This window comes from Thermoplasmata archaeon (assembly GCA_038851035.1).
Classification (GTDB): domain Archaea; phylum Thermoplasmatota; class DTKX01; order VGTL01; family VGTL01; genus JAWCLH01.
On sequence record JAWCLH010000001.1, the window covers coordinates 146,807 to 170,480 of the forward strand.

The 23,674-nt window shown below is 63.3% G+C and carries 12 protein-coding genes; 8 read left to right on the top strand and 4 right to left on the bottom strand.

Going from position 1 to position 23,674, the window contains the following annotated elements; genetic code table 11:
- Window positions 1-314: 314 nt before the first annotated feature.
- Together QW379_00520 and QW379_00525 are read right to left on the bottom strand one after the other, a co-directional pair.
- On the bottom strand, window positions 315-2,210 hold the full coding sequence (locus QW379_00520) for a propionyl-CoA synthetase (protein ID MEM2868893.1): 1,896 nt from the start codon (window positions 2,208-2,210) through the stop codon (window positions 315-317).
- A 189-nt stretch (window positions 2,211-2,399) separates the two neighbouring features.
- Window positions 2,400-3,101, bottom strand: coding sequence for a TraB/GumN family protein (locus QW379_00525; GenBank protein ID MEM2868894.1), 702 nt, complete (start codon window positions 3,099-3,101; stop codon window positions 2,400-2,402).
- Between the two features lie 174 nt (window positions 3,102-3,275).
- On the opposite strand from QW379_00525, the gene QW379_00530 reads away from it, so the two are divergent.
- From QW379_00530 to QW379_00550, 5 genes are all read left to right on the top strand, one after another.
- Window positions 3,276-4,421, top strand: coding sequence for a DNA primase large subunit PriL (locus QW379_00530; protein ID MEM2868895.1), 1,146 nt, complete (start codon window positions 3,276-3,278; stop codon window positions 4,419-4,421).
- A gap of 294 nt (window positions 4,422-4,715) precedes the next feature.
- A complete protein-coding gene (locus QW379_00535) occupies window positions 4,716-5,747 on the top strand; it encodes a cobalamin B12-binding domain-containing protein (protein MEM2868896.1) in 1,032 nt (343 codons plus the stop codon).
- Window positions 5,747-6,910, top strand: coding sequence for an FtsX-like permease family protein (locus QW379_00540; protein ID MEM2868897.1), 1,164 nt, complete (start codon window positions 5,747-5,749; stop codon window positions 6,908-6,910). The genes QW379_00535 and QW379_00540 overlap by 1 nt, the downstream gene beginning before the upstream one ends.
- 1 nt (window position 6,911) lies before the next feature.
- Window positions 6,912-7,613, top strand: a complete 702-nt coding sequence (locus tag QW379_00545; protein MEM2868898.1) for an ABC transporter ATP-binding protein — start codon at window positions 6,912-6,914, stop codon at window positions 7,611-7,613.
- A gap of 326 nt (window positions 7,614-7,939) precedes the next feature.
- Window positions 7,940-8,692, top strand: coding sequence for a hypothetical protein (locus QW379_00550; protein MEM2868899.1), 753 nt, complete (start codon window positions 7,940-7,942; stop codon window positions 8,690-8,692).
- A 210-nt stretch (window positions 8,693-8,902) separates the two neighbouring features.
- Here QW379_00550 and QW379_00555 read toward each other — a convergent pair whose 3' ends face one another.
- Window positions 8,903-9,394, bottom strand: coding sequence for a nucleic acid-binding protein (locus tag QW379_00555; GenBank protein ID MEM2868900.1), 492 nt, complete (start codon window positions 9,392-9,394; stop codon window positions 8,903-8,905).
- A 91-nt stretch (window positions 9,395-9,485) separates the two neighbouring features.
- Between QW379_00555 and gyrB the strand changes: the two genes are divergently transcribed.
- The 3 genes from gyrB to gyrA are packed head-to-tail and all read left to right on the top strand — an operon-like array spanning window position 9,486 to window position 18,966.
- Complete coding sequence (gene gyrB / locus QW379_00560; protein MEM2868901.1) at window positions 9,486-11,384, top strand: DNA topoisomerase (ATP-hydrolyzing) subunit B; 1,899 nt, start codon at window positions 9,486-9,488, stop codon at window positions 11,382-11,384.
- Between the two features lie 21 nt (window positions 11,385-11,405).
- Entirely contained in the window at window positions 11,406-16,304 is a 4,899-nt protein-coding gene (locus tag QW379_00565; protein MEM2868902.1) for an FG-GAP-like repeat-containing protein, read from the top strand.
- 58 nt (window positions 16,305-16,362) lie between these two features.
- Window positions 16,363-18,966 (top strand): DNA gyrase subunit A, encoded by a 2,604-nt coding sequence (gene gyrA / locus QW379_00570; protein MEM2868903.1) that lies wholly within the window; start codon window positions 16,363-16,365, stop codon window positions 18,964-18,966.
- A 274-nt stretch (window positions 18,967-19,240) separates the two neighbouring features.
- On the opposite strand, the gene QW379_00575 is transcribed toward gyrA, so the two are convergent.
- Complete coding sequence (locus QW379_00575) at window positions 19,241-23,674, bottom strand: Ig-like domain-containing protein (protein ID MEM2868904.1); 4,434 nt, start codon at window positions 23,672-23,674, stop codon at window positions 19,241-19,243.

A 23,674-nucleotide genomic window follows, 5' to 3' on the forward strand; every position in this document is an offset into this window, starting at 1 on the left:
GCTCAAGGTGCGCCTCGTGTTATTCCCTCGCATTATTCTATCCCAGGGACCTGGTCGTCAACAGGGAGAAAGAGAAAGAGCCAACTCGAGACATAATAGACGATGCCACCCGAGCACGGGGCGTCAGGTTTACGGCCATCAAGCTCCGCAGGTTCTACTCGGGCGGGATGGCCGAAGAGCGAGGAAGCTGAAAGAGGCTCCGGAGCTCGCACGAGCCCTCGAGCCGTAACTAGAGTGTGCGAGCGCTAGGATGTCCCGACATTCGGGCTTGGGGCAGCCAGTGCCGCACTATAAAGGGCAAGCTGACGGGCGGCCTACCTCTTCCCGTAGCCTATGGTCCTGACAGCCTCCTCGAGCTCTCCCAGTATCGCCGGGTCGTCGATTGTCGACGGCACGCTGTACTCCACGCCGTCCGCTATCTTGCGTATCGTGCCCCTGAGTATCTTGCCGGAGCGCGTCTTCGGCAGGCGCTTCACGATCGCAACCTGCTTGAAATTCGCCACTGCACCGATCTTCTCCCTCACGCTCACCACGAGCTCTTTAACGATTTCGTCGTGTGGTCTCGTCACGCCCGCCTTGAGCACCACGAACCCGACCGGCACCTGTCCCTTGAGCTCGTCGTGGGCCCCGACCACCGCGCACTCGGCCACGTCTGGGTGCTCGGCGAGAATCTCCTCCATCGCTCCCGTGGAGAGCCTGTGGCCCGCGACGTTGATGACGGTGTCTATCCTGTCCATAACGAATACATAGCCCTCCTCGTCGATGTACCCGCCGTCGCCGGTCAGGTAGTAACCGGGGAAGGGGTCCATGTACGACTCTTTGAACTGCCTGTCGTTGTTCCACAGCGTCATGAAGCAGCCGGGCGGGAGGGGGAGCTTAACGACGATGATTCCGTGCTGGTTCGGCGGCAGCTCCTTTCCGTCCGAGTCGACCACCTTTACGTCGTAACCAGGGGAGGGCTTGTTTGCCGAGCCGGCCTTGGTCGGGAAGAGGCCTAGGCCGACGAAGTTCGCGGTGATGGCCCACGCAGTCTCGGTCTGCCACCAGTGGTCGATGACCGGTTTATTCAAAAGGGCGGAGGCCCAGTGGTATGTGTCGGGGTCGGTCCTCTCGCCTGCGAGGAACAGCGCCCTGAATTTTGAGAGGTCGTACTTCTTAACGAACTCGCCTTTCGGGTCCTCCCTCTTTATCGCCCTGAAGGCGGTCGGGGCTGTGAACAGAACTTTGACCCCGTGCTGCGATATCACCCTCCAGAAAGCTCCCGCGTCCGGGGTTCCAACGGGCTTCCCCTCGTACATGACCGTTGTGCAGCCCGCGAGGAGGGGCCCGTAGACGATGTACGAGTGGCCCACGACCCAGCCGACGTCTGAGGCCGCCCAGTAGACATCGCCCGGCTCGACGCCATACACATACTTCATCGTCCAGCGCAGCGCAACCGCGTGGCCGCCGTTGTCCCTGACCACGCCCTTCGGAATTCCAGTTGTGCCGGACGTGTAGAGGATGTACAGGGGGTCCGTGGAGCGCACGGTGACGCAGCCCACAGGTCTTGAGCTCGCCATTAACTGGGCGAAGTCGATGTCCCTACCTTCAATCAGGTCCGCCTTCGCCTGCCTCCTCTGGACGATGATGCAGCGCTCGGGTTTGTGCCTCGCGAGCTGGAGGGCGGTGTCGACCAGCGGCTTGTAGGGGATGACCTTTGAGCCCTCGATGCCGCAGGAGGCGGTGATCAGGAGTTTCGGTTTTGCATCGTCGATTCTTATGGCGAGCTCGCGGGGCGCGAAGCCCCCGAAGACCACGGAGTGGATGGCGCCTATTCTGGCGCAGGCGAGCATCGCCACCATTACCTCGGGAATCATGGGCATGTAGATGATGACAGTGTCTCCCTTCCTGACCCCGAGGGAGACCAACGCGCCCGCGAACCTGCTGACTAGGTCGAGAAGCTCTTTATAGGTGAATTTTTTAACAGTCCCCGTCACTGGGCTGTCGTATATCAGCGCGGTCTGGCTCCCCCTGCCCCCCTCCACGTGCCGGTCGAGGGCGTTGTAGCAAGTGTTGAGCTCCGCGCCGACGAACCACCTGTAGAAAGGAGGATTGGAGAAGTCAAGCACCCTGTCCCATCTCCTCTCCCAGTGAATCATCTCAGCAGCCTCGGCCCAGAACCCCTCCGGGTCCTTCAGGGACCTCCTGAACGCCTCCTCGTATCCCGACATTCCCTCCCCCCTCGGCGGCGGGTATGGCCGGCGCGATTATAAGTTTTATCTTGCCGTAGGGTAGCGCGGGGTTGGACCCCCGGGAGCGGAGGGGGAGCCGCCCTCCAGTCCGGCAGCCCTTGGGCATCGATAAGCGTCAGGGGGCGCCAGCTTCGCATCCTGTCGGCACCGACCCCGCGCGAGTTCGAGTTATCTGAAGGTGTAGGTATACGTGGCCCCCTCCACCGCAACCGTCGCGTCGGGCGCCCTCCTGAGGTCCGCGAGCCTCACGACCTCGGGGTTCAGGTCCGCGAGCATCCGGCGCAGGCCCTCGATGTGGCCGTCCCCGACCACCGCAACGATTCTCTCGAACCGCGTGCTAAGCTCTCGGATGCGAGAGGCCATATGCTCGTCCCTCTGGTCTATGAGCACCCTCTTCGCCGACGGGAACTCTCTGGAGAACTCCTCGATATACTCCGTCGGGCTCTCCTCGAACCTCGCTACCTCCCTCTCGACGGTTTTCCTGCTCGTGAAGAGGCCGCCGAACGCGGCGAGGAGGAGCTTGACCCTCTCCTTGAGGCTCATCGACCTCCAGAACTCTTCAAAGACCTCTGAGGAGTTAAGGTCTATGAACGCCACCCCCGCCCTAAGCTCCCTAGCGGCCTCCGCCGCCGCTAGCATCTCGTCCCCGACCCCGGTCCCGTACTGCCTCGCTATGCTCTCCTGAAAGCGAGCCAGAAGGCGGTACATCAGGGGCGCGTCTGTGGCGTGGCTGCCCGAGCGCTCGAGGAGGGACTGGAAGCGCTCCCTGTCGAGCTCCAAGCAGACGAGCGTGGGGGAGCGTGCCAGAATCTCGGCCTTAAGCCTGCTCCTCAGGTCGAAGACGTGGCCGACGCCTATGAGCGTGAGCATTCCATTGGTCATAAAGCGCTCCGGGTAGAAAATTGTTGTTGGCGCCGGGCGGCCTACCTGCGTCTAACGGACCGCCTGGGAGCAACGAGTGGCCGTTCTCAGCCCCGCGCTCGCCCGGGCAGGAGGGTGGAGCGAGATGGAAAATGTTTATTGGTGGCACGCCGATGCACGCGCGTGGAGCCGCGCCGGCTGGCTTTCTATCCATTCCTCCGCGGGGCGGCCGCGCTGGTCAGGGAGAAGGGGCCAGGCCTCTCGGAGCTTCTCAGCGACATCGCCTACGCGGAGGCCCGCCACATGGGCGTCGAGAGGCTCCGGATGGCCCTCGAGACCGGGGAGCTCCCGGCCCCGTCCTGCAGGACAGAGCCAGAGTGCCTGAGGGAGCTTCTGGCGTATGTCTGTGCCAGACTCATCGTTTCCGTCGCAGCGAGTCCGCACCTCATCCGCAGGTACGCGCTCGCGGAGGCGAGGAGGGCGAGCCGGCTAATGGAGGCCGGGAGCGTGGAGGAGCTTCTGGAGCTCTCGCAAGAGCTTGGACTGCCCACGAGGCTCGCAGACGGCGGAATTCTCGTGCATTTCACCCATTTCATCGCATACAGCGCGGGCCTGAGGGCCCCGGACTGGAAGCTCGTCAACAGGGACATAGTCCGGGGTGAGGTCAGGGTCAGCGCTTCGGAGCTCTGCAGACTCCTCGAGGAGCTACTGAGGAGGAGGTTCGAGAATGAGCTTCCGCTCGAGGTCCCGGAGGAGGTGAGGCAAGCCTTTGGAGAGCAAGCGAGGGCGCTCAAAATGGAGGCCGAGGCCCGCCTCAGGCGATACCAGCCCACGGAGCTAGGCAAAATCAGGGTTACCTCCTTCCCGCCGTGCATGAGGCACCTACTCGCGATGGCCCAGTCGGGCGAGAACGTCCCCCACAGCGGGCGCTTCTCGCTCGTCGCCTTCCTCAACGCCGTCGGTGCGTCGCCCGAGGACATGATGAAGGCCTTCGCCGGCTCCCCTGATTTCAAGGAGGAAAAGACCCGCTATCAGGTCGAGCACATCACCGGCATCTCCTCGGGCACCGTCTATACGCCCCCGTCCTGCGACACAATGAAGACCTACAGCCTCTGTATCGAGCCCGACGAACTCTGCGCGAAGGAGTGGATGACGCACCCGCTTAAATATTACAGAGTGAAAACGGGGAGAGGGAGGAGGGGCGCCGGCGCAAAGGGCACTCCCGGGGGCGGACAGAGGGGCACGCACGACGCGGATGGGAGCGGCGGGGTTGGTGCCCGGGGCGGAGAGGAGAGTGGCGGGAGTGGCGGCCAGGGCGGACGGGAGTGACGGGGTTGGGGCCCGGGGCGGAGAGGAGAGCGGTGGGAGTAAGGTCTGGGGCAGACGGGAGGGTGAAGGGGATGATGGGGTCCGTGGCTGAGAGGTGAGAGGCGATAGTGGCCTCATGGGCGGACAGATGGGGGGAGGGAAACCGCCGGCGGACCAGGAAGAGAGAGGCTGAGGAATTCGCGGGGTGCAAACGGCGGAAAGAGGTGCAGGGGCTGGTGGTCCCCACCACTAACCCCCAATAAATTTATTAAAACATCCATCTCGTTGGGGTCCATCCCTTTGGGGGCGGGAGAGATGGCAGGTGAAGAGGGGCGCAGACCGATGTTGAGGCAGGGGCTCTACGAGCAGTTTCTGGGAATTCTGGAGGCCGAGGACCGAGAGGGGTGCGTGAGGTGGGTCCAGGAGAGGCTCAACTCCGGCGAGTTGGACATCGTGGCGCTCTATGAAGATATTCTGGCCCCATCGCTCAATAAGATGGTCTGCAGGGACGAGGAAGCAAGGATATGTGTGTGGAGGGAGCACGTGCGCAGCTCGATAGTCAGGACCGTCATCGAGAGCTGCTATCTTTATGTCCTCGAGGAGAGGGACAGGAGGATGGCCGCGCGCGGCGGGGCGGCGAGCGAGAGAGGACCGGAAGGCGCGGAATGGAGCGAGGCGGTGGAGAAAGTGAGGAAAATGGAGGGAGCGGGGGTGGATGAGGCTGGGAGGGTGGTGAGGGCGAAGGGAGTGGAAGCGAATGGGGCTGAAAGGGTGCTAAGAGGGGAGGGAGTGGAGGCGGATAATGTTGAAAGGGTGATGAGCGCGGAGGGACCGGGAGGGAATGGAGCTGGCGAAGGGAATGGGAGGGCTGGGGCGCGCAGCGCAGAGGCCCTCCGGGTGGGAGCGGTGCAAAAAGTGCCGGTCCGGGGGGCGGTGGGGAAGGGGGTGGAAGGGGGCATGAAGCGAGGGAGGGCGGCGAGGCGGGCGGCGGTCCTATGCCCCACGGAAGAGTACCACGAGCTCGGCGCGAGGATGGTCGCGGACTTCCTGACCATATGCGGCTACGACGTCACGTTCGTCGGAGCCAACACTCCCCTCGAGGACTTCATCGCCGGCGTCCAGCTTGTCAGGCCGGAGGTGGTTGCGGTCAGCGTCACGAACCCCTACAGCCTCGTCGCAACGAGAAGAACCATATCGGCGCTGAGGGCGGCGCTGAGGGAGGGCGCGAGGGTGGTCGTGGGGGGGAACGCCTTCCGAAGCAACCCCGGGCTCTTCAGGGAGACCGGCGCAGACGCGCTCCTCCAGACATTCGCAGACATTGAAAAATTCGCAGGGGGCGGGGTCTGATGCTGCCGGCACGAATCGCGGCCCGCTTCCTGACCGCGACGAAGGGCCAGACCGCGCTCATCGTCTTCGGAATAGCGATGGGCGTGGCGGTTCAGGTTTTCGTCGGCGTCCTCATCACCAGCCTCCAGGCCACTCTCTTGGACAGGACGGTCGGGAGCTCGCCGCACATCACGATCCTCTCCGGAACCGACGAGCCCGTGATGGACGACTGGGAAAGGGTCGTGGCCGAGGCGGAGGCCACGCCGGGCGTGACGCGTGTCTCCCCCGCCGCCGACGGCTCGGTCTTCCTGATTCAGGGCAACCGGACCCTGCCGGTCGTCCTCCGCGGCCTCGAGCTCCAGAGGGCGGAGTGCATCTACAAACTCGGCTCCCGCATCTACGAGGGCCGCCTCCCCTCATCCGACTACGAGGTCATCATCGGCAGGGAGCTCAGCGAAGAGCTCAACCTCCGGACCGGCGGTGCGCTCACCATCCAGACTTCAGCGGGCGCGAGGGCGACCCTGAACGTCACGGGCCTCTTCGACCTCAGGGTTGCGTCACTTAACAGAGCATGGCTCCCGACGACCCTCCGGACTGCCCAGAGCATCCTCGGCTACGGCGCCGGGGTCACGTCTGTCGAGCTGCAGGTCGCGAGGGTGTTCGAGGCCGATAGAGTAGCGGGCGAGCTCAGGGACCGACTGGAGAGGAGCGGCTCCGGCGGCCTAGAAGTCCTCGACTGGAAGGGCCAGAACGCGCAGCTGCTCAGCGGCCTGCAGGCTCAGAGCCTCTCGAGCTACATGATTCAGTTCTTCGTGATCGTGTCCGTCGTGGTCGCCATTGCAAGCGTTCTCGCCATCAAGGTGGTCCAAAAGTCGAGGGAGATTGGAATTCTGAAGGCCATGGGGATAAGGGACGAGAGCGCGGGCCTCGTCTTCCTCTACCAAGGCGCGATGCTCGGAGGCGCGGGTGCGCTGCTCGGCATCTGTATCGGCGCCGGACTCCTGCTCGGATTCTACGCTGGCGCCTCTGGGGCGGGGGGCGGCGCCTCTGTCGACATCGTCATAGACCCACTCTTCCTCCTCGGCTCGTGGCTCCTGGCGCTCCTCTCGTCCTGTTTAGCCTCTCTTATACCAGCCCGCAGGACCTCGCGGCTCAGCCCCATCGAGGTCATCAGGGGTGGCTGATATGAACGGAGGCGAAACCGACGCGATTCGGCTGGAGGGCGTGAACAAGTCCTACGGCTCCGGGGAGTTGAGGACACAGGTGCTCTTCGACATCAACCTCTCATTTGCGAGGGGGACATTCAATTCCATAATCGGAGCGTCGGGGAGCGGAAAGACCACCCTGCTCAACATCATCGGCACTCTCGACAGGCCCGACAGCGGCGAGGTGGCTATTGATGGAAAAAGCACGTGGGGCATGGGGCGGCGCGAGCTCGCGGCTCTCAGGAACAGCACCATCGGCTTCATATTCCAGTACCACTACCTGCTGCCGGAGTTCACGGTCATTGAGAACGTGCTCATGCCCCGTCTCATCATGGGGGGCCCGGCGGAAGCGAGGGCCAGGGAGAGGGCGGAGGCCCTTCTTGAGCTCGTCGGGCTGGGCGCTGTGAAGGGCAAGCTCGCCTCAAAAATCTCGGGCGGCCAGCAGCAGAGGACCGCGATAGCGAGGGCGCTGATGAATGAGCCGAAAATAATCCTCGCGGACGAGCCGACCGGCAACCTCGACTCTGAGAACTCTGCGGCGGTCTATAGGCTCTTCAGGCGCATCAACCGTGAGCTGGGGACCACCTTCGTTATCGTTACCCACGACCGTAGAATCGCAGAGCAGACCGACAGGATAGTGGAGATTCGGGACGGCCGCATAGGACTGGACATCAGGAAATGAGCCGCGCGGCGGGACCCGGGCTCGCCGTCCCTTTCCCGAAATCGCACTCGGGTGAGGGAACCCAGGTGCGCGAGCCACCCCTACCCTCCTGCCAGCCATTTCCTCGCAGGCCCCCGGCGGGCCGGAGGCATCATACCCTCCCAGAACATTCCCTTATAGACTTTCGAAAAGGGTTCTGTACCTCGGCCTCCGGAGTGGGTCGGCCCCACTCGGAGGGAAGAAGGCATAAGAGAGAGGCATAAGAGAAAGGCACAAAAGGGCACAAAAGGCATAAGAGGCATAAAAATCAATAAAGGTTTAATAGGTGCAATACATTCTGCGAATCGATGAAAGCAGCCAGCGGATTTGCCCCCGCGCTCGCGCTGTCAATTCTATGCATAGTTCTCGTCCCCGCGACCTCAATTGCCCAGGGTAGCGAGGAGAGGGTGGGGGACAGCTTCAATCAGGATCTCATGATATCGAGGGGTGAGTACAGGGCATTCATCGTCCACCTCGTCGTCGGGGACAAAATGATGGTGACGGTTCAAGTCGGGAGCGAGAGCGAGATCGACCTCTACACGATGACGATGCGGGACTTCGAGGACTACAAGAGCACCGTGTCGGAGAACTTCGGCTACTTCCCAAGCTTCTCCAAGGAGATGATGAAGTATCTCGAGTACCCGAGGCCATTCTCGCCCGACGTCGAGGACGACTATGTTATTCTCCTCGACAACGCGCCCAAGACCGCCACAGGCGCACCGGGCACCGCCGACGCCTTCTGCAGGCTGACGATCAAGGTGGAGCACAGGACTCCATTCCCATGGGCGCTTGTGCTCGGCGTCATTATTCTAATCGTGGTGGTCGTGGCTGTGGCCGTCGCAGCGGTCTCCTATAGGAGGAGGCTGGTGGCGATGCGGGAGGCCGAGGAGATTAGGAAGAGGGCCGAGGCAGCGAAGGTGAGGCCGATATACATCCAGCCCCAGGCCCCGGGCGCGGAGGGCGTCCCCCTGACGGCCCCTCCCCCCTCCTCGACTTGCAAGTCCTGCCCCCACATATACGACCCGACCTCGCCCAACTGCATTGCCTGCGAGTACAGGTGAGGAATCTAGAATAGGCGTGGGTTAGGCGCGGGCGGGCGCAATTGACGGCCTACTCAAGTCACCCTCCATCTCTACGCGTCAGGGGCGATTCCGAAAACTCGACCCGGTGGGCTGGGGCCCCGACCCAATTAATCGCCCCGGGCAGGCCTCTCCTCAGTGGTGAGTCTCGGGCAGCGAGCGCGAAATTCCGCAGGGGATGCCAACGGTTCCTCAAACCCTGTTTTGGCGCCCGGACGCCTTTCTGAAGCTCCGGACGGGTGCACCGCACACCGGGCACTCGGGCGCCTTTTTCCCGAGCTCCCTCTTGCAGCCCGTGCACCTGTAGCCCCACTTGAGAACCTCTCGAATTCCCTTCTGGACGACTGGCCTGTAGGGGATGCCCAGTATCTCGGCGAGGTTCTGGATGGAGTAATCGTCCGTCAGGATGGTCGCGCCGGTCTCAAGGGCTAGGGCGAGAACCTGCATGTCGGCGCCGGAGAGCCGGGCGTCGTCGCCCGTCCCTTCAGTCGCCCTCCGGACGGTCTCCATCGAGGCCGTGGAGGGCTGGACGACTCTCAGCCTGACCTCCTTTAAATAGGCCAGCTTTCGGCGCGCCCACGCGTGCCCCAGCTCCTTCTCCACTAGTGGGGGCATGAGAAGCTCCTCCGCGAGCGGCGGGTCAACTCCGGAAAGAATCGCGGAGGCGTCCAGAACCAGTTTCACGGCACACGAAACCGGTTTATAAAGATTAAATTTATCTCTTGAAATAATATACCTATACTAGTACATGGAAAGATAAGGAAGAGGTAATAAAATGGCGGAGACGGGGAGCTACCAGGCCGACCAGATTCAGGTCATGGAAGGCCTTCAGGCCGTCCGCAAGAGGCCGTCGATGTACATAGGAAGCACTGACTCCCGTGGTCTCCACCATCTAGTATACGAAGTCGTGGACAATAGCATAGACGAGACCCTAGCAGGCTACTGCACCGAGATACTCGTAACATTGTGCGCCGACGGCTCCGTCAGGGTCGAGGACAATGGAAGGGGGATACCGGTCGACATCCACCCGAAGTACGGGAAGCCCGGCCTCGAGATAGTCATGACGATTCTCCACTCCGGCGGCAAGTTCGACAAGCAGACCTACAAGGTCTCGGGCGGGCTGCATGGTGTTGGTGTGCACGTGGTCAATGCCCTCTCGGAGTGGCTCGAGGCCTACGTCAAGCGCGATGGAAAGCTCTACAGGCAGAGGTATGAGAGGGGGAAGCCGGTGACGGGCGTCGAGGTCGTTGGGGAGGCCGAGGGCACGGGCACCATCATCCACTTCCTTCCTGACAAGGAGATATTCCAGACCACGGAATTCGATTACGGCATAATATCGACGAGGATGAGGGAGCTTGCCTTCCTGAACAGAGGCCTCAGGATAGGAATCACGGACGAGAGGACGGGCCAGAGCGAGAGCTTCGTGTACGAGGGCGGTCTGGTCTCCTTCGTGAGGTTCATCAACAGCAACCAGAACTGCCTGCACGAGCCGCCCATCTGCTTCGAGGGCCGGGCAGATTCCGTGACGGTCGAGATTGCGATGCAGTACACCGACGACTTCATCGAGAGGGTCTACAGTTTCGTCAACAACATCAATACCATTGACGGCGGCACGCACCTCACGGGCTTCCGCGCGGGCCTGACCCGCGTCGTCAACGACTTCGCGCGCAGGAGGGGCCTGCTCAAGCCATCCAACGGTGGCCTGAGCGGCGAGGACACGAGGGAGGGCCTGAGCGCGGTGATCAGCGTGAAGGTCCCCGAGCCGCAGTTCGAGGGCCAGACAAAGACCCGGCTGGGCAACAGCGAGATAAAGGGGATTGTGGAGTCGATAGTGGTTGAGAAGCTCTCAACAATCTTCGACGAGAACCCCAGGGTCGTTGATAAGATTCTTCAGAAGTGCCTCCTAGCGAGGGAGGCTCGCGAGGCGGCGCGGAGGGCGCGGGAGCTGACCCGTAGGAAGGGAATTCTCGAGAGCGGCTCGCTACCGGGCAAGCTCGCCGACTGCTCCGAGACCGACCCGGCGAAGTGCGAGCTCTATCTCGTCGAGGGCGACTCCGCGGGCGGGAGCACAAAGCAGGGGAGGGACAGGCGCTTCCAGGCGGTCCTGCCCCTCCGGGGCAAGATACTCAACGTCGAGAAGGCCCGACTGGACAAGGTTCTGAAGAACAACGAGATAGAAGCGATGATAACCGTCTTCGGAACCGGCATTGGAGAGGAGTTCGACATCAGCAAGGCCAGATACCACAAGATCATCATCATGACCGACGCGGACGTCGACGGCGCGCACATCAGGACTCTCCTCCTGACCTTCATCTACAGATACATGCGCGGGCTGATAGACAAGGGCTACGTCTACATCGCCCAGCCCCCGCTCTACAGGATCACAAAGGGCAAGGAGACGCACTACTGCTACTCTGAGAAGGAGAAGGCGGAGGTGCTCGAGAAGTTGGGGCCCCGGGCCCAGGTCCAGAGGTACAAGGGCCTCGGCGAGATGAACCCCCAGCAGCTCTGGGAGACCACGATGAACCCGGAGACCAGAATTCTCAAGCAGGTCACGATTGAGGACGCGGTCAGGGCGGACCAGCTCTTCACGATTCTCATGGGCGACCAGGTCGAGCCCCGGAAGGAGTTCATTACCGAGCACTCGAAAGAGGTAAGGAATCTTGATATATAATGTGGGAGGCGCGGTGCTGACATGGGCTTCATGAGAGCCGCGGTTGCTCTGGGGCTGGCGGCGCTCTTTCTGGTCCCCGCCGGAGGCCCCCTCTCCCCTGCGGGTCTCTCGCTCGCGAGGGTGGTGTCCTCATTCTCCAACGGCTCGGAGAGCGGGCTGCTCGAGCTCCGGCCTCCGGACGAGAACCGCGAGCTCTCGATATCCCTCCCAGAGCACTGCTACGTGGTCGATGCCTCCCTCTCCATCTCCACGGCCCTGTCCGACGGCGGGGGGTTCCCGGAGGCCCCGGTGCTCGACCTCGAGGGGGACGGAAAGCCGGAGTGGGCCTTCTGCGCGACTGGCGCGGGCGCCTTCGGCCTCCAGACGGTGACGGCTACCGGCGGGAGGACCGTGGAGCTGAGGTTCCCCTCGGCCGGGAGCCAGAGCTTCAGCCTCCTGCTCCCGAGGGGCGCGCTCGTGACCGGTGCCTCGCTCAATGTATCGGGCAGATTGGATGGAATTCAATTCACGAACGCCAGCATCTACGGTCGCGGGTCCTATGATATGCTCGGCCTCTCCGTCGCCGGCGGGGTCGACATCAACCGTGACGGCGTGGACGACGTGGTCATTGGGGCCCCGGGCGCGGACACGAAGGGCATGACGGACAACGGCGCCGTCACGGTGCTCTACGGCCCGCTCGACGGCCCCCTCCCCGCGCCCGACAGTGTGGAGGGCACTGAGAGCGGGGAGCTGCTGGGGTTCTCAGTCGCCGCCGTCCGCGACTTCGATGGCGACGGCTTCGGCGAGGTTCTCGCCGGGGCCCCCAACGCCACGCCGCGCGGGGCCGGGACGCCCACCCCGAACGCTGGCATCGCCCTCCTCCTCCCCTACGAGGCGTCGGCCGGGAGGCTCAGGTCCCTGCCCGCCCGGACGATTCCGGGCCTAACCGTGAACGGCCAGATGGGCTTCTCCGTCGCCGAGATTCCGGACTTCAACGGCGACGGCCGGAGGGACATAGCGGCTGGGGAGGTTCTGGCGAACAGGACGGTCCTCCAGCCCTACATCGGGAGGGTGGCCGCGCTGGGCAGCGGCGAGCTGGCCCCCGCGCCCGTAAACCTTTGGGGCGAGAGCCCCTACTCCCTCTTCGGCTTTTGCATCCTGAGGGGCCCGGACAACGACCTCAACCGCGACGGAAAGCCGGACCTCGCAATCGGCTCCCCCCTGGCCTCCCCCGGTGGGAAGGGCATGGTGGGGGCGGTCTACATCTTCACGAGCCCCGAGGAGCACTATTGGCTGGTGATTCAGGGCGAGCAGCCCTCCAGCAACTTCAGCGCCTCGCTCGCCGCGGGCGACTTCAACGGCGATGGAGTTGCCGACCTGGCGGTCGGGGCCCCGGCGATGAAGAATGAGGGGACCGAGACCGGCGCCGTGGTGGTCTACTTCGGGGGAGAGAGAGGAATCGATTCCTCGGTCAGTCCGGTGGTTCTCTGGGGCCCCCTCGAGAGGGCCCGCTACGGGGCCTCCATCGCCTGCCCGGGCGACCTCGACCTCGACGGTTGCGACGAGCTCCTTGTGGGCGCGCCGGGAGCGGCCAGGCCCGCGGGGGCGCAGAGGACGGGGGCGGTCGAGGTGCTCTTCCTAGGCAGGAACGAGAGCGTCTGGATATGGGGCGAGAGGCCGAACGAGAACTTCGGCTTCTCCCTCTCCGCCGCGGGCGATGTGAACGGGGACGGCCTAAGGGACTTCATCGTCGGCGCGCCGACCTCCACTGGGGGCAACCTCGAGGCCTGCGGCCGCGCGATCGTCTTCACGACGCGTCTGCTCGCGCCCCTGAACCCCTCCGTCTGCGTCGGCGGCCTCGGCGCCGACGACTGGTCCTTCAGGGGGTACTACACGCGAGACCTGAGAATTCCCGACTTCTCCTCGAAGCTCAACGGCCTCCTTCAGAACCCCCTGCGCGAGGTCGAGGACGAGTTCGGCAATGTGCTCGTCGAGATTCCCGTGGTGGTGCGCAGCGAGAGCCCCGGGACGCTGGTTGTGCACGACATATCCATCGCCTATAAATGGACCGCTCTCGTGGACAGGAACCCCAGCGCGGGGAACCTGACGAACTCGCTCAACGCCCTCCTGAGCCACAGCGCGAGCGGCAACGCCACCAAAACCATCCCCCTCGTCCTCACCTCCGCGACGCCGGGGAGCGTCCGGGTCCACAGCCCGAGGATTGTGATAGACGAGCCCCCGTCGTGCAGGGAAGATGTGGCGGTCGAGCTCCCGGAGGACACGAGGAACGAGCACCTCCTCGACCTCCGGAGCGTGTTCAGCGACGACTTCGACAACGAGGAGCTGGTCTTTTCTCTGGAGGGATGGACAAACGCCTCGATAGTGTCGCTAGGAATTTCCGGGGGGAGGTGGCTCTCCGCCGACGCGCTCACCGGAGAGGCCAACGACAACTGGACCGGAGAGGTCGAGGCGGCCGTGTCCGCGATGGACCGCCGGAACCTGAGCCGCACGGCCCGCGTTCTGGTCTCAGTGGTCCCGGTCAACGACCCGCCCGTGTTCACGGGAGATGAGCCGCCGCACGAGGCCACCGTAGGCCTTCCGTACTTCTACAATCCCGCGGTCGTCGACTCCGACGGCCCCTCTCTCTCTTTCTGGCTCGAGGGGGCTCCCGAGGGCATGAGCGTGAGCGAGGCCACGGGCGAGCTGCGCTGGACGCCGGGGCTGGCCCAGCTCAACCGGAGCTACACCGTGACGCTCTGGGTCTCCGACGGAGAGCTGGAGAACTCTCGATCCTGGCCGCTCAGGGTCGCGGGCCGGCTCATGGGCGTGAGGTTCAACAGCACCCCGCCCCGGACGGTATACGATGGAGAGACCTATTTTTACAGGCCGTCGGTCCTCACGGACGTGCCCGGCGCGAGCATCGCCCTCTCGCTATCCCGTTCGCCGGAGGGGATGAGGCTCGAGAACGGGACCGTCATCTGGAACCCCCCGCACATGAGCGGAATGATATTCGAGGCCGCGCTGAACGCCTCCGACGGCTTCTTCACCGCCGAGCAGAGCTGGAGAGTCATAGTTCTCAGCCGTGGCTGGCCCAACTCGAGCTTCGGTTGCATCTTCCACTTCCCTGACAATGGCTCGAGAGTGTCGGGCATGGTCAGGGTCGGCGGGTCGTCTTGGGCGCTGGACGAGGTGATAGAAAGCGTCGAGCTCAGCGTGGACGGGGGTCGCTGGAGGAGGGCCCGGGGGGTGCAGGACTGGGAGTACTGGCTGGACACCTCGGAGCTGCCCAACGGGCCGCACACCATCAGCGCTCGCGCCTGCGCCGGCCCCAACTACTCCCCGCCGGTCTCCATCAACGTTATCGTGGACAACCCGCCCGAGACCCTCATAGAGAGGGTCGGCGACATCGGGCTCATCATCATCGGACTTCTCATCCTGCTCGCGGTGGCGGGCGCCTCCGCGGGATTGTACATGAAGAGAAAGAGGGCAGCTGGAGCCGCGCCGGCCTCCCCAGCCCCCCCAGCTCCGCCGGTGCCCCCGGCCCCAGGCCCGCACACTGGCGCGTCCCCCGCCGCCGGAGCGGCCGCCGCCGCGCCCGGGCCTCCCGCCGCTCCCGCGCCTCCGCTCTTGCCGGGCGAGGAGGAAGGGTTTGCGGTCGAGGACGTTTTCCTGGTCTACATCGACGGCCGCCTGATTCACCACTCGACGCGCAGGCTCGCGACAGGCGTGGACACCGAGATTCTATCGAGCATGCTGACCGCTCTCACCTCCTTCGTCCGCGACGCGCTCTCTAAAACGGGCGAGGCCACCGTCGGGAGCCTCGAGTACGGGGGAAACAAGATAATCTTCGAGATGGGCAGGTGGGTCTATCTCGCGGTCGTGATAACGACTAGGCAGGAGCCCCCCGGCCTGAGGGAGGAGATGAGGCAGGCGGTCAGAAACGTCGAGTCAGAGTTCGGGGCCGTGCTTCCGGACTGGGACGGAAATATTGCCACGCTCGCGGGCGCGAGGAGGCTCCTGGCCCCCCTCACGTCCTTCACAGTCGCAAGACCCACCGCACGAGCGCCGCCGCCGGAGGTGGAAGTCAGCGTGCTGGGCGAGCTCGAGTTCTATCAGGGCTATGTGCGGCTGAAGGTGGCGGTGAAGAACAGCTCCCCGGCCTTCATCATGGACGCGGCGCTGAAGGTGATGTACAACGAGAGCGCCTTCAGGCTAGAGCGCATCGAGCCTGAATACCCGCTCAGCGGGAGGGAGATTCTGCTCGGGAACATCGGAATCAAAGAGAAGAAGACAGTGGCCCTCTACCTCGACCCGCAGATATGCACGGAGTCATACATCGACGCCACCCTGACCTTCAGGGACGCGCAGGGCAACCTCCACCACGCCGACATGAGGCGCAAGCTCGCCTCCGTTGTCTGTCCGATCATGCACACCGACGAGAACATCAACGTCGCCATGCTGCGCAGGATGCTCGAGGCGGAGCTGGACCAGAAGGACAGCAAGGTCTTCAGCCTACCCCAAGGGCTCTCGCCGGAAAAGGCCTTCGAGCTTTGCAAGCGCGCGGTGCAAAGCCACGACATAAGGCTGGTCAGGGAGTTCGAGGAGAGGAGCCCCTCCTACGTGGGCGAGGCCTGGTACTTCGGAAGGGTCAAGGGCAGGCCGGAGAGGCTCGTCGTCAGGGCCTCGGTCAGGGAGGACACATCGAGCGCGGAGTTCTATGTCGCGAGCGACAGCAAGCTCGTGCTCACGGGGCTACTCGCGGAGCTTAAGAACGACCTCAACAGGGAGTACAGGAAGGAGATGGCCTCCGAGAGGCAGATGGAGCCCGTGCTTGACCCGGCGAGGAGGGAGCGCGTGAGGAGAGAGAGGACCCTGCTGGATAGGCACGCGGAGGCCGAGGCGTCCGGCACGAACGGCCGGGGCCGGAGCGCGGGAGGATGAGGGGGCGAGAAGGAGCTAGGGACCGGAGGGGCAGGAAGGAGTGCGGGGGCGATAGGGAATGGAGAAGGAGGAACGAGATGGGGGCGCGGCCGGGGCCGCACCCGCGGGGCAAGTGATTCTTAGACCAATCGAGAAGGAAATGGAGAGCTCGTACATAGACTACGCGATGAGCGTTATTGTCGGCAGGGCCCTGCCCGACGCGCGCGACGGCCTGAAGCCTGTGCACAGGAGAATTCTGCACGCGATGAACGAGCTCGGCCTGACCCACGACAAACCATACAAGAAGTCGGCGCGCGTGGTCGGAGAGGTGCTGGGCAAGTACCATCCACACGGCGACACCGCGGTTTACGACACCATCGTGCGGATGGCTCAGGACTTCTCCCTGCGCTACCCGCTGATAGACGGGCAGGGAAACTTCGGCTCCATAGACGGCGACGCTCCGGCCGCGATGAGGTACACGGAGTGCAGGATGGCCGCGATCGCATCGGAGATGCTCGCGGACATAGAGAAGGACACGGTGGACTTCGTGGACAACTTCGACGCCACTCTGAAGGAGCCCTCGGTCCTCCCGGCTCTCCTGCCCAACCTGCTCGTCAACGGCTCGCAGGGAATCGCGGTAGGGATGACGACAAGCATCCCGCCCCACAACCTTGGAGAGGTCGTGGACGCCATTTGCCTCCTCCTCTCTAAGCCGGAGGCGGACATCGCGGAGCTAATGCAGCTCATCAAGGGCCCGGACTTCCCGACCGGCGGAATCATATACGGCATCGGCGGAATTCTCGACGCCTACAGGACAGGCAGGGGCTCGATAAAGGTCCGGGCGCGGACTAAGATAGAAGACAGGGGGCAGGGGAGGCAGCGCATCGTGGTCACCGAGCTTCCCTATATGGTTAACAAAGCGGCCCTCGTCGAGTCGATCGCGGAGCTTGTCAGGGAGAAGAAGGTCGAGGGCATCGCGGACATCAGGGACGAGTCCGACCGCGAAGGGATGCGCATAGTGCTCGAGCTAAAGAAGGAGGCGCTGGCCGAGGTCGTGCTCAACCAGCTGTTCAAGCACACCTCTCTCGAGACAACCTTCGGCGCGGTCAATCTTGCGCTCGTGGACGGGAGGCCGGAGGTCCTCACGTTGAAGCGCCTGCTCCAGTGCTATATCGACCACAGAAGGAGCGTGGTCCGCAGGAGGACGGAGTTCGAGCTCAGGAGGGCCGAGGAGAGGGCCCATATCCTTCAAGGCCTTCTCGTGGCGCTAGACCACCTCGACGAGGTCATCAGCACCATCCGCTCCTCAAGGACGCCGGAGGAGGCTCGGGAGGCGCTAGTCGCGCGCTTCGGCTTCACGGAGCCCCAGGTGAGGGAGATTCTGGACACAAAGCTCCAGAGGCTCACGGGGATGGAGAGAGGGAAGGTCAGGGAGGAGTTCGAGGGCCTCGAGAGGGCCATACAGGACTATAGGGCGACGCTGGCCGACCCCAGCAGAATCGACGGAATCATCCAGACCGAGCTCAGGGGGCTGAGGGAGAGGTACGCCGACCCGCGCAGGACCGAGATAGTTTACGAGAGCGCGGACCTCGACATCGAGGACCTGATTCCCAATACCGAGATAATAGTCACCATCACGCAGAACGACTACATCAAGAGGATGCCGCTCGACGTCTACCGCCAGCAGAGGCGGGGCGGGAAGGGGCTCGTCGGCATAGAGACGAAGGAGGAGGACACGGTCGTGGACGTGTTCACCACCCGCGCCCACAACTACCTCCTCTTCTTCACCAGCAAAGGGAAGGTCCACTGGCTCAAGGCCTACAAGGTGCCGGAGGGCGCGAGGCACGCGCGGGGAAGGCCCCTGGTCAACCTACTCCCCGGCCTGGAGGAGGGCGAGACGATTCAGTTCACCGTCCCCGTGAGCGATTTCGACGAGAGGCTCTGGGTGGTGTTCGCGACCCGCCGCGGTATCATAAAGAAGACCGCGCTCTCTGCCTACGGTAACCCGCGGGCCTCGGGCATCATCGCGATTCTCCTCGAGGAGGGCGACAGCGTGGTCTCCGCGGCCCTCTCCGATGGAAGAAGGGAGCTCGTGCTGGCCACGCGCAGTGGGAAGGCGGTCAGGTTCAGCGAGGAGGACGTCAGGCCGACGGGGAGGGCCACGTACGGCGTCCGCGGAATCACGCTGGAGCCGGGCGATATGGTCGTCAGCATGGCGTCAGTGTCGCCGGACGACGTCCTTCTCACCGTCACCGAGAACGGCTACGGAAAGAGGACGCCGGTTCAGGACTACAGGCTCGTCCGGAGGGGCGCGAAGGGGGTCATAACCATAGACACCAACGAAAGGAACGGGCCCGTGGTCGCGGTCATCCCGGTGAGCGACACGGACGACCTGATTCTGACCAGCGAGAGGGGGATGATGATTCGAATTCCGGTCAGCGGAATTCCGGTGCAGGGAAGGGCCACGATGGGCGTCAGAATCATGAGGCTGGAGCCGGGGGACAAGGTGAGGGGCGTGGACAGAATCAGAGCCGAGAACGAGGGGCAGAGGGCGGGCGAAGGCGGGGCTGGCACGGAGAATGGTGCGGGGCCGGAGACAGAGGGGGCCGGAGCAACCCCGGAAAGTGCTGGTAGGGAGGAGGGCGGCGCAGGTGGGGATGGGGAGCGGGGGCCGGGCGGGTGATGGGCGCGGGGCCATGCCCGAGAGCTTATTAGAAGGGGCGATGACGGGATTTTGACACCGAGGGACACGGCACGCTGTGAGGGGCGAACCCCGGGGGGCGGTGCCCCCCAATGGTGAACCGATGAACCGCCTCTCCTGGTTTCGTCCTCCCTTCATCGCCCCTTGAGAGCCACACTCCCTTCGTTTCTACCCCATTAGCAGTCGCTGCCCACTCCTATCTCCGGCTCCTCACTAGCTCCTCTTGAGCCCTCCCCCAATATCCTCCCTACTACCCTCACTTGTTCCTCTCCACGAGGGTGTCCCCAGCCTCGCCCTCGGCCTCTAGCTCCTTGTCCTTAAGCCCCGCCTCGGCGGGCGGAGCGGGGGCCTCGGGCTTCCCAGCCTGCTCCGGCGCCGCCACGGGCGCGAGCCTAGTGGCTTGGTCTATGTCCTCAGGCTTCGCCTCGCCCACGCCGCTCTTATCCTTCAGGCCAGCCTTGGCGGGCTGAGGCTCTGGAGCCTCGGGCGGCGGGGCCTCGGGGGGCTTCGGGGGCTCCTCGGGCTGCTTTTCGGGCTGCTTCTCGGGCGGTTTCGTGGGCGGTTTCGCGGGCTCCTTCGGCCTCTTCTTCATCACCCTCTCGACCCTCGGCATTGCCGCCCTGCGCGCCTCCAGCGCCTCCCTCTCCCTCCGCTCCGCCTCCGCGGCCTCGATTTCCGCAAGCACCCTCTTCCTTCTCTGGCTCCAGGAGGCGGTGACAAAATACGTAACTACCGGCAGGGCCAGTCCGATTCCTATCATTAGCCCCGCCAGGTTGAGCATCCAGCTCGTGTCCTCCCTCACCACCACCGGCGGCTTCTCCTTCAGGACCACCCGCGACTCGGTGACGGTGTTGCCCGCGGCGTCCGTGCTCTTGATGGTAATTCTGTTCTCGCCGTCCTCGAGCACGACAGGAACCGCGAATAGGCCGTCATGACCCACAACGACCACCTGCTCGGTGTTGATTATCAACCTGGCGAAGGGCTCGGTCTGGCCCGTGACGGTTATGACCCTTTGCTTCACGGTAATTCCCTCCTCGGGGAAGACTAGAAGAATCGTGGGGGTGGTGGTGTCGAGGGTGACGGTCCTCGTCAGGACGACGGTGTTGCCGGCCTGGTCCGTGGCCGAGACCACGATTCTCTGCGTCCCGTCCTCTGGGAAGGCGAGGGTCTGGGTGAAGACGAAGTCCACGACCTGCACGAGCTCTCCATTGATTCTGACCTCGGCGCCGAAGTCCACGGAGCCCACGACGGTGACGACTCTGGAGGCCAGAGCGAGGCCGTCCGCGGGCGAGGTGAGCACGAGGTCGGGGGGATGCGTGTCGAGATAGACGACCCTAGTCACGACCCTAGAGTTCCCCGCGGCGTCGGTGGCGACCGTGGTGATGGTGTTCGGGCCCTCGAGGAGCGTGAGGTATGTCTCGAAGAGCGTGCCGACGACGTTCGTGCTCTGGCCGTTGATGGTGACTGAGGCGCCCTGCTCGGTTGCGCCTGTGACGAGGATGCGCGACTGGTTGGTCCAGAGTGCGTCCCTGGGTGCGAAGACGGTCAGGTCTGGCGGGGAGGTGTCGAGGTAGACCGTGAGGGTGCGCTCGACGCTGTTGCCGGCAGCGTCCCTCGCGGTGACCACAATCACGTTCACGCCCTCTGAGAGGGAGATAAGGGAGACGAAATTGGTGCCCGAGACGTGGGCGGGGAGGCCATTGACGCTGACGACGGCCGAGGGCTCAGTCCGGCCAATAAACGATATCACCTCCTGATTCAGGAAGGCGCCGTCAGCGGGGCTGGTGACCTCGAGCAGGGGTGGCTCCGTGTCGAGAGTCACGCGCACTTGTATCGTCTTAGAGTTCCCACTGGGGTCGGAGGCCGTGATGACTATCGTATTGGGGCCATCCTCGAGCGATATCTGGATGCTGAAGTGCCTCTTCACGACCGGCGCGGGGAGGCCGTTCACCGTCACGAAGGCGCCCTCGTCGGTCACGCCGTGGACGGTTATCGTCCTCTCGCTGGTCGCGCTACCGTCCTTCGGGGTGAAGAGGAAGAGGGAGGGTGCGCTGGTGTCTATCGATATCTGCACCAGTATCCGGGCGGTGTTCCCGGCAACGTCCTGCGCACAGACCTTCGCGACATGGGTGCCGTCAGATAGGAGCCTGGTGTAGCTCCATCTCGTATCCTCAGAGACCGTGATCTCGCTCCAGCCCATATTGTCGATGTTGATTGTCACAGCGCCCTCCCTGAGACCGGACTCCTCGTCCGAGGCTGTGCCAGAGAATGTCACGAGTAGTGTGTTTAGCTGGGCCCAGTTCGCCGGGAATCGAATTTTCAGCTCGGGCGGGGCATTGTCGACGAGAATCATCCGAACCGACGCTGGGCCGTCTAGCATCAGCATCTCGGTCGCGCTGACCCGGCCCTTGGAGACGCTCAGCCTATGGGGCGTGTACTTGATTGTCATGAAGTTATGGACCGTGTACTCCTTCACCAAAGCGTCCCGGGTGAGCCGCCCCCTCTCGTCCGTGACCCCGCTGAATACATACTCACCCATAGCGGTGCTTATTGTGACGTGGACGCCCGAGGCGGGGTAATCGTTCTGCCACGTCACCAGCAAGGTCAGCGGCCATGAGACATTGAGATAGGAGCCCCCGTCCAGCACCCTGAACGTGTTCTTGTTGTGGGTTGAGTTGTACACCTCGACGGTTGCGCTCCGATTGAGCTGAAACTCGATGTCGTGCAACAGCACCGAGTCCTGTATCGTCGCCCATGAGGCCGCGGCCCGCACCCCCATCGAGCCGGCCTCGCCCTTCAGCTCGCACCGGAGCACGTAGGCCCTCGAGCCTTCGTCCAGATTGATGCTGACGGTCTGTACGCCGGTGATTCTGGTGTCAATGACTTCCACGGAACTGAAGTCTAGGGCCGAGACGCCGTAGTGCGGGTTCTGGACAGTGCAGTTGACCATTTTTATGTAGCTGCCGAGCTGGGCGACGGCGGCGTGGAAGGGGGGCTTTCCGCCGCCCGGGGCCGGCAACTTGAAGACGCAGTTTTCGACGTACGCGTCCGAGAGGGCCCCCGCCTGCAAGAGAACACTAGTGCTTGGTGTGCTGGGCGAGCCGCTCATCTTGTACTCGAGCGTGTTGTCCCGAAGTTGAACGCCGGAGGCCTTGAGCGACAGGTTGAGCAGCACCAACGGCATCCGGCCGGTCCCCCTGCAGTCGATGGTGAAAGTGTTGCCCTGAATCAGGCTGTCTGAGGACTGCATCAGCTCTATCGTGTACATCGCGTCGGCGAAGAACCAGAAAGTGCCTCCCGCGTAGTACTGGTAGTCGTAGTACTGAACCGTGAGAGTGTTGTTGATGATTGCGGGCGAGGACCTCGTGCCCTTGATCGAATAGGCGGTCCTTGTGCCCATGAAGCAATAGGAGTAGGTGCCGCCGCCGAGATAGTCGCTGAGCATCCTGTTGCCCGAGATGCAGGGGCTCGAGCGCACGAGGTCAATCAGAACGGCGGCGTTGTTGATTGTGTTCCCGGTTATGTTCCCGTTCGAGCTCACCAGTCTGATGTTTGCGCCGTAGTACCAGGACATGCTCCGATTGTCTCCTGAAACGTAGTTCTGGTAGGGCTCGAAACCGTTTCTATCAAAGAGGTTTTCAGTGATATCCAGAGTGGAGTTCTCTGCGTGAAGACCAGTTCCATACACCCAGTTCGCTATATAGTAGTTATATTCGTACAAGTAGACCCAGAGCTCGTAGATGTCGTAGTACCCCTCCACTGTAGGGGAGACGGTTGTGGGTGTGCTGGCGGGCAGTGCATAGCCGTTCTTGGTTATTGTGTTATTGTGGATTGTGCAGCGGGAACCGCCTTCGAGCCGAATTCCTGTCCCGTAAACATTTGACATCCGGTTGCCGTAGTCGTACTGGTACCTGTAGTAATAATAAACATCTCTCGAAGAGTCATATGCCGGGCCGTAGTAGTACTTGTCGTCAATATTGAAGTAGCCCGGGTCGAGTGGGGGGCTGTAGGAGGAGTAGGACGCGTCGTACCAGGTGTGCAGGTAGCGGTTGTCCGTGATAATGTTGCCGCGGAAGGTAGTGGTTGTGTTGCGGGCGTAGATGCCGTAGCAGTATAGCGGGCTCTGGCCGTCCTGCCCATTGTACCGGATGACGTTGTCGTTGACGACGGGCGAGCAGTCGAAGATGCTGATTCCTCCAGTCTTGCCGTGCTCGATGGTGCTGTTCGTGACGCTCACTGAGTCGCTGTATATCTGGATGCCCCCAGCCCAGGACTCATTGTCGCCCCAGGTCTCCTGGACGGTGCAGGCATCGATGGTCGCCGAGCCCTTGATCACGAATTTGTAGTGGGCGCTGGAGTTGGTCGAAGAGACCAGGCACCCGTTCTTCATCGTCAGCGCTCCACCTGAGTCCACTTTCAGGGCGTATACGCCGTCCTCCATGATGTCGAAGAGGAGGGTGACGCCGCTCAGACTCAGGCTACCCCCGCTCTTGATGGTCAGGCTCCCGTTCACAATCGTTATGCTCACGCCGCTGTAGCTCCTGCTGTCCGTGACGGTCCAGTCGCCGTAGACCGTCCCGCCGCTCCCCGGCGGGTCGTTCGTGGCGAGCGCGCCTGGCAGCAGAAGAAACACGGCGAGTGCCGCAAAAGACGCGGTAAAACCACAGAGAAGCAGCCTACCGGTCCTCAT

What these genes read in the sequence shown, in the direction of transcription:
- gyrB (MEM2868901.1), top strand. Translation starts at nt 9,486, where the DNA reads ATGGCGGAGACGGGGAGCTACCAGGCCGACCAGATTCAGGTCATGGAA.
- QW379_00545 (MEM2868898.1), top strand. Translation starts at nt 6,912, where the DNA reads ATGAACGGAGGCGAAACCGACGCGATTCGGCTGGAGGGCGTGAACAAG.
- QW379_00535 (MEM2868896.1), top strand. Translation starts at nt 4,716, where the DNA reads ATGGCAGGTGAAGAGGGGCGCAGACCGATGTTGAGGCAGGGGCTCTAC.
- QW379_00565 (MEM2868902.1), top strand. Translation starts at nt 11,406, where the DNA reads ATGGGCTTCATGAGAGCCGCGGTTGCTCTGGGGCTGGCGGCGCTCTTT.
- QW379_00575 (MEM2868904.1), bottom strand. Translation starts at nt 23,674, where the DNA reads ATGAGGACCGGTAGGCTGCTTCTCTGTGGTTTTACCGCGTCTTTTGCG.
- QW379_00520 (MEM2868893.1), bottom strand. Translation starts at nt 2,210, where the DNA reads ATGTCGGGATACGAGGAGGCGTTCAGGAGGTCCCTGAAGGACCCGGAG.
- QW379_00550 (MEM2868899.1), top strand. Translation starts at nt 7,940, where the DNA reads ATGAAAGCAGCCAGCGGATTTGCCCCCGCGCTCGCGCTGTCAATTCTA.
- QW379_00525 (MEM2868894.1), bottom strand. Translation starts at nt 3,101, where the DNA reads ATGCTCACGCTCATAGGCGTCGGCCACGTCTTCGACCTGAGGAGCAGG.
- gyrA (MEM2868903.1), top strand. Translation starts at nt 16,363, where the DNA reads ATGGAGAAGGAGGAACGAGATGGGGGCGCGGCCGGGGCCGCACCCGCG.
- QW379_00540 (MEM2868897.1), top strand. Translation starts at nt 5,747, where the DNA reads ATGCTGCCGGCACGAATCGCGGCCCGCTTCCTGACCGCGACGAAGGGC.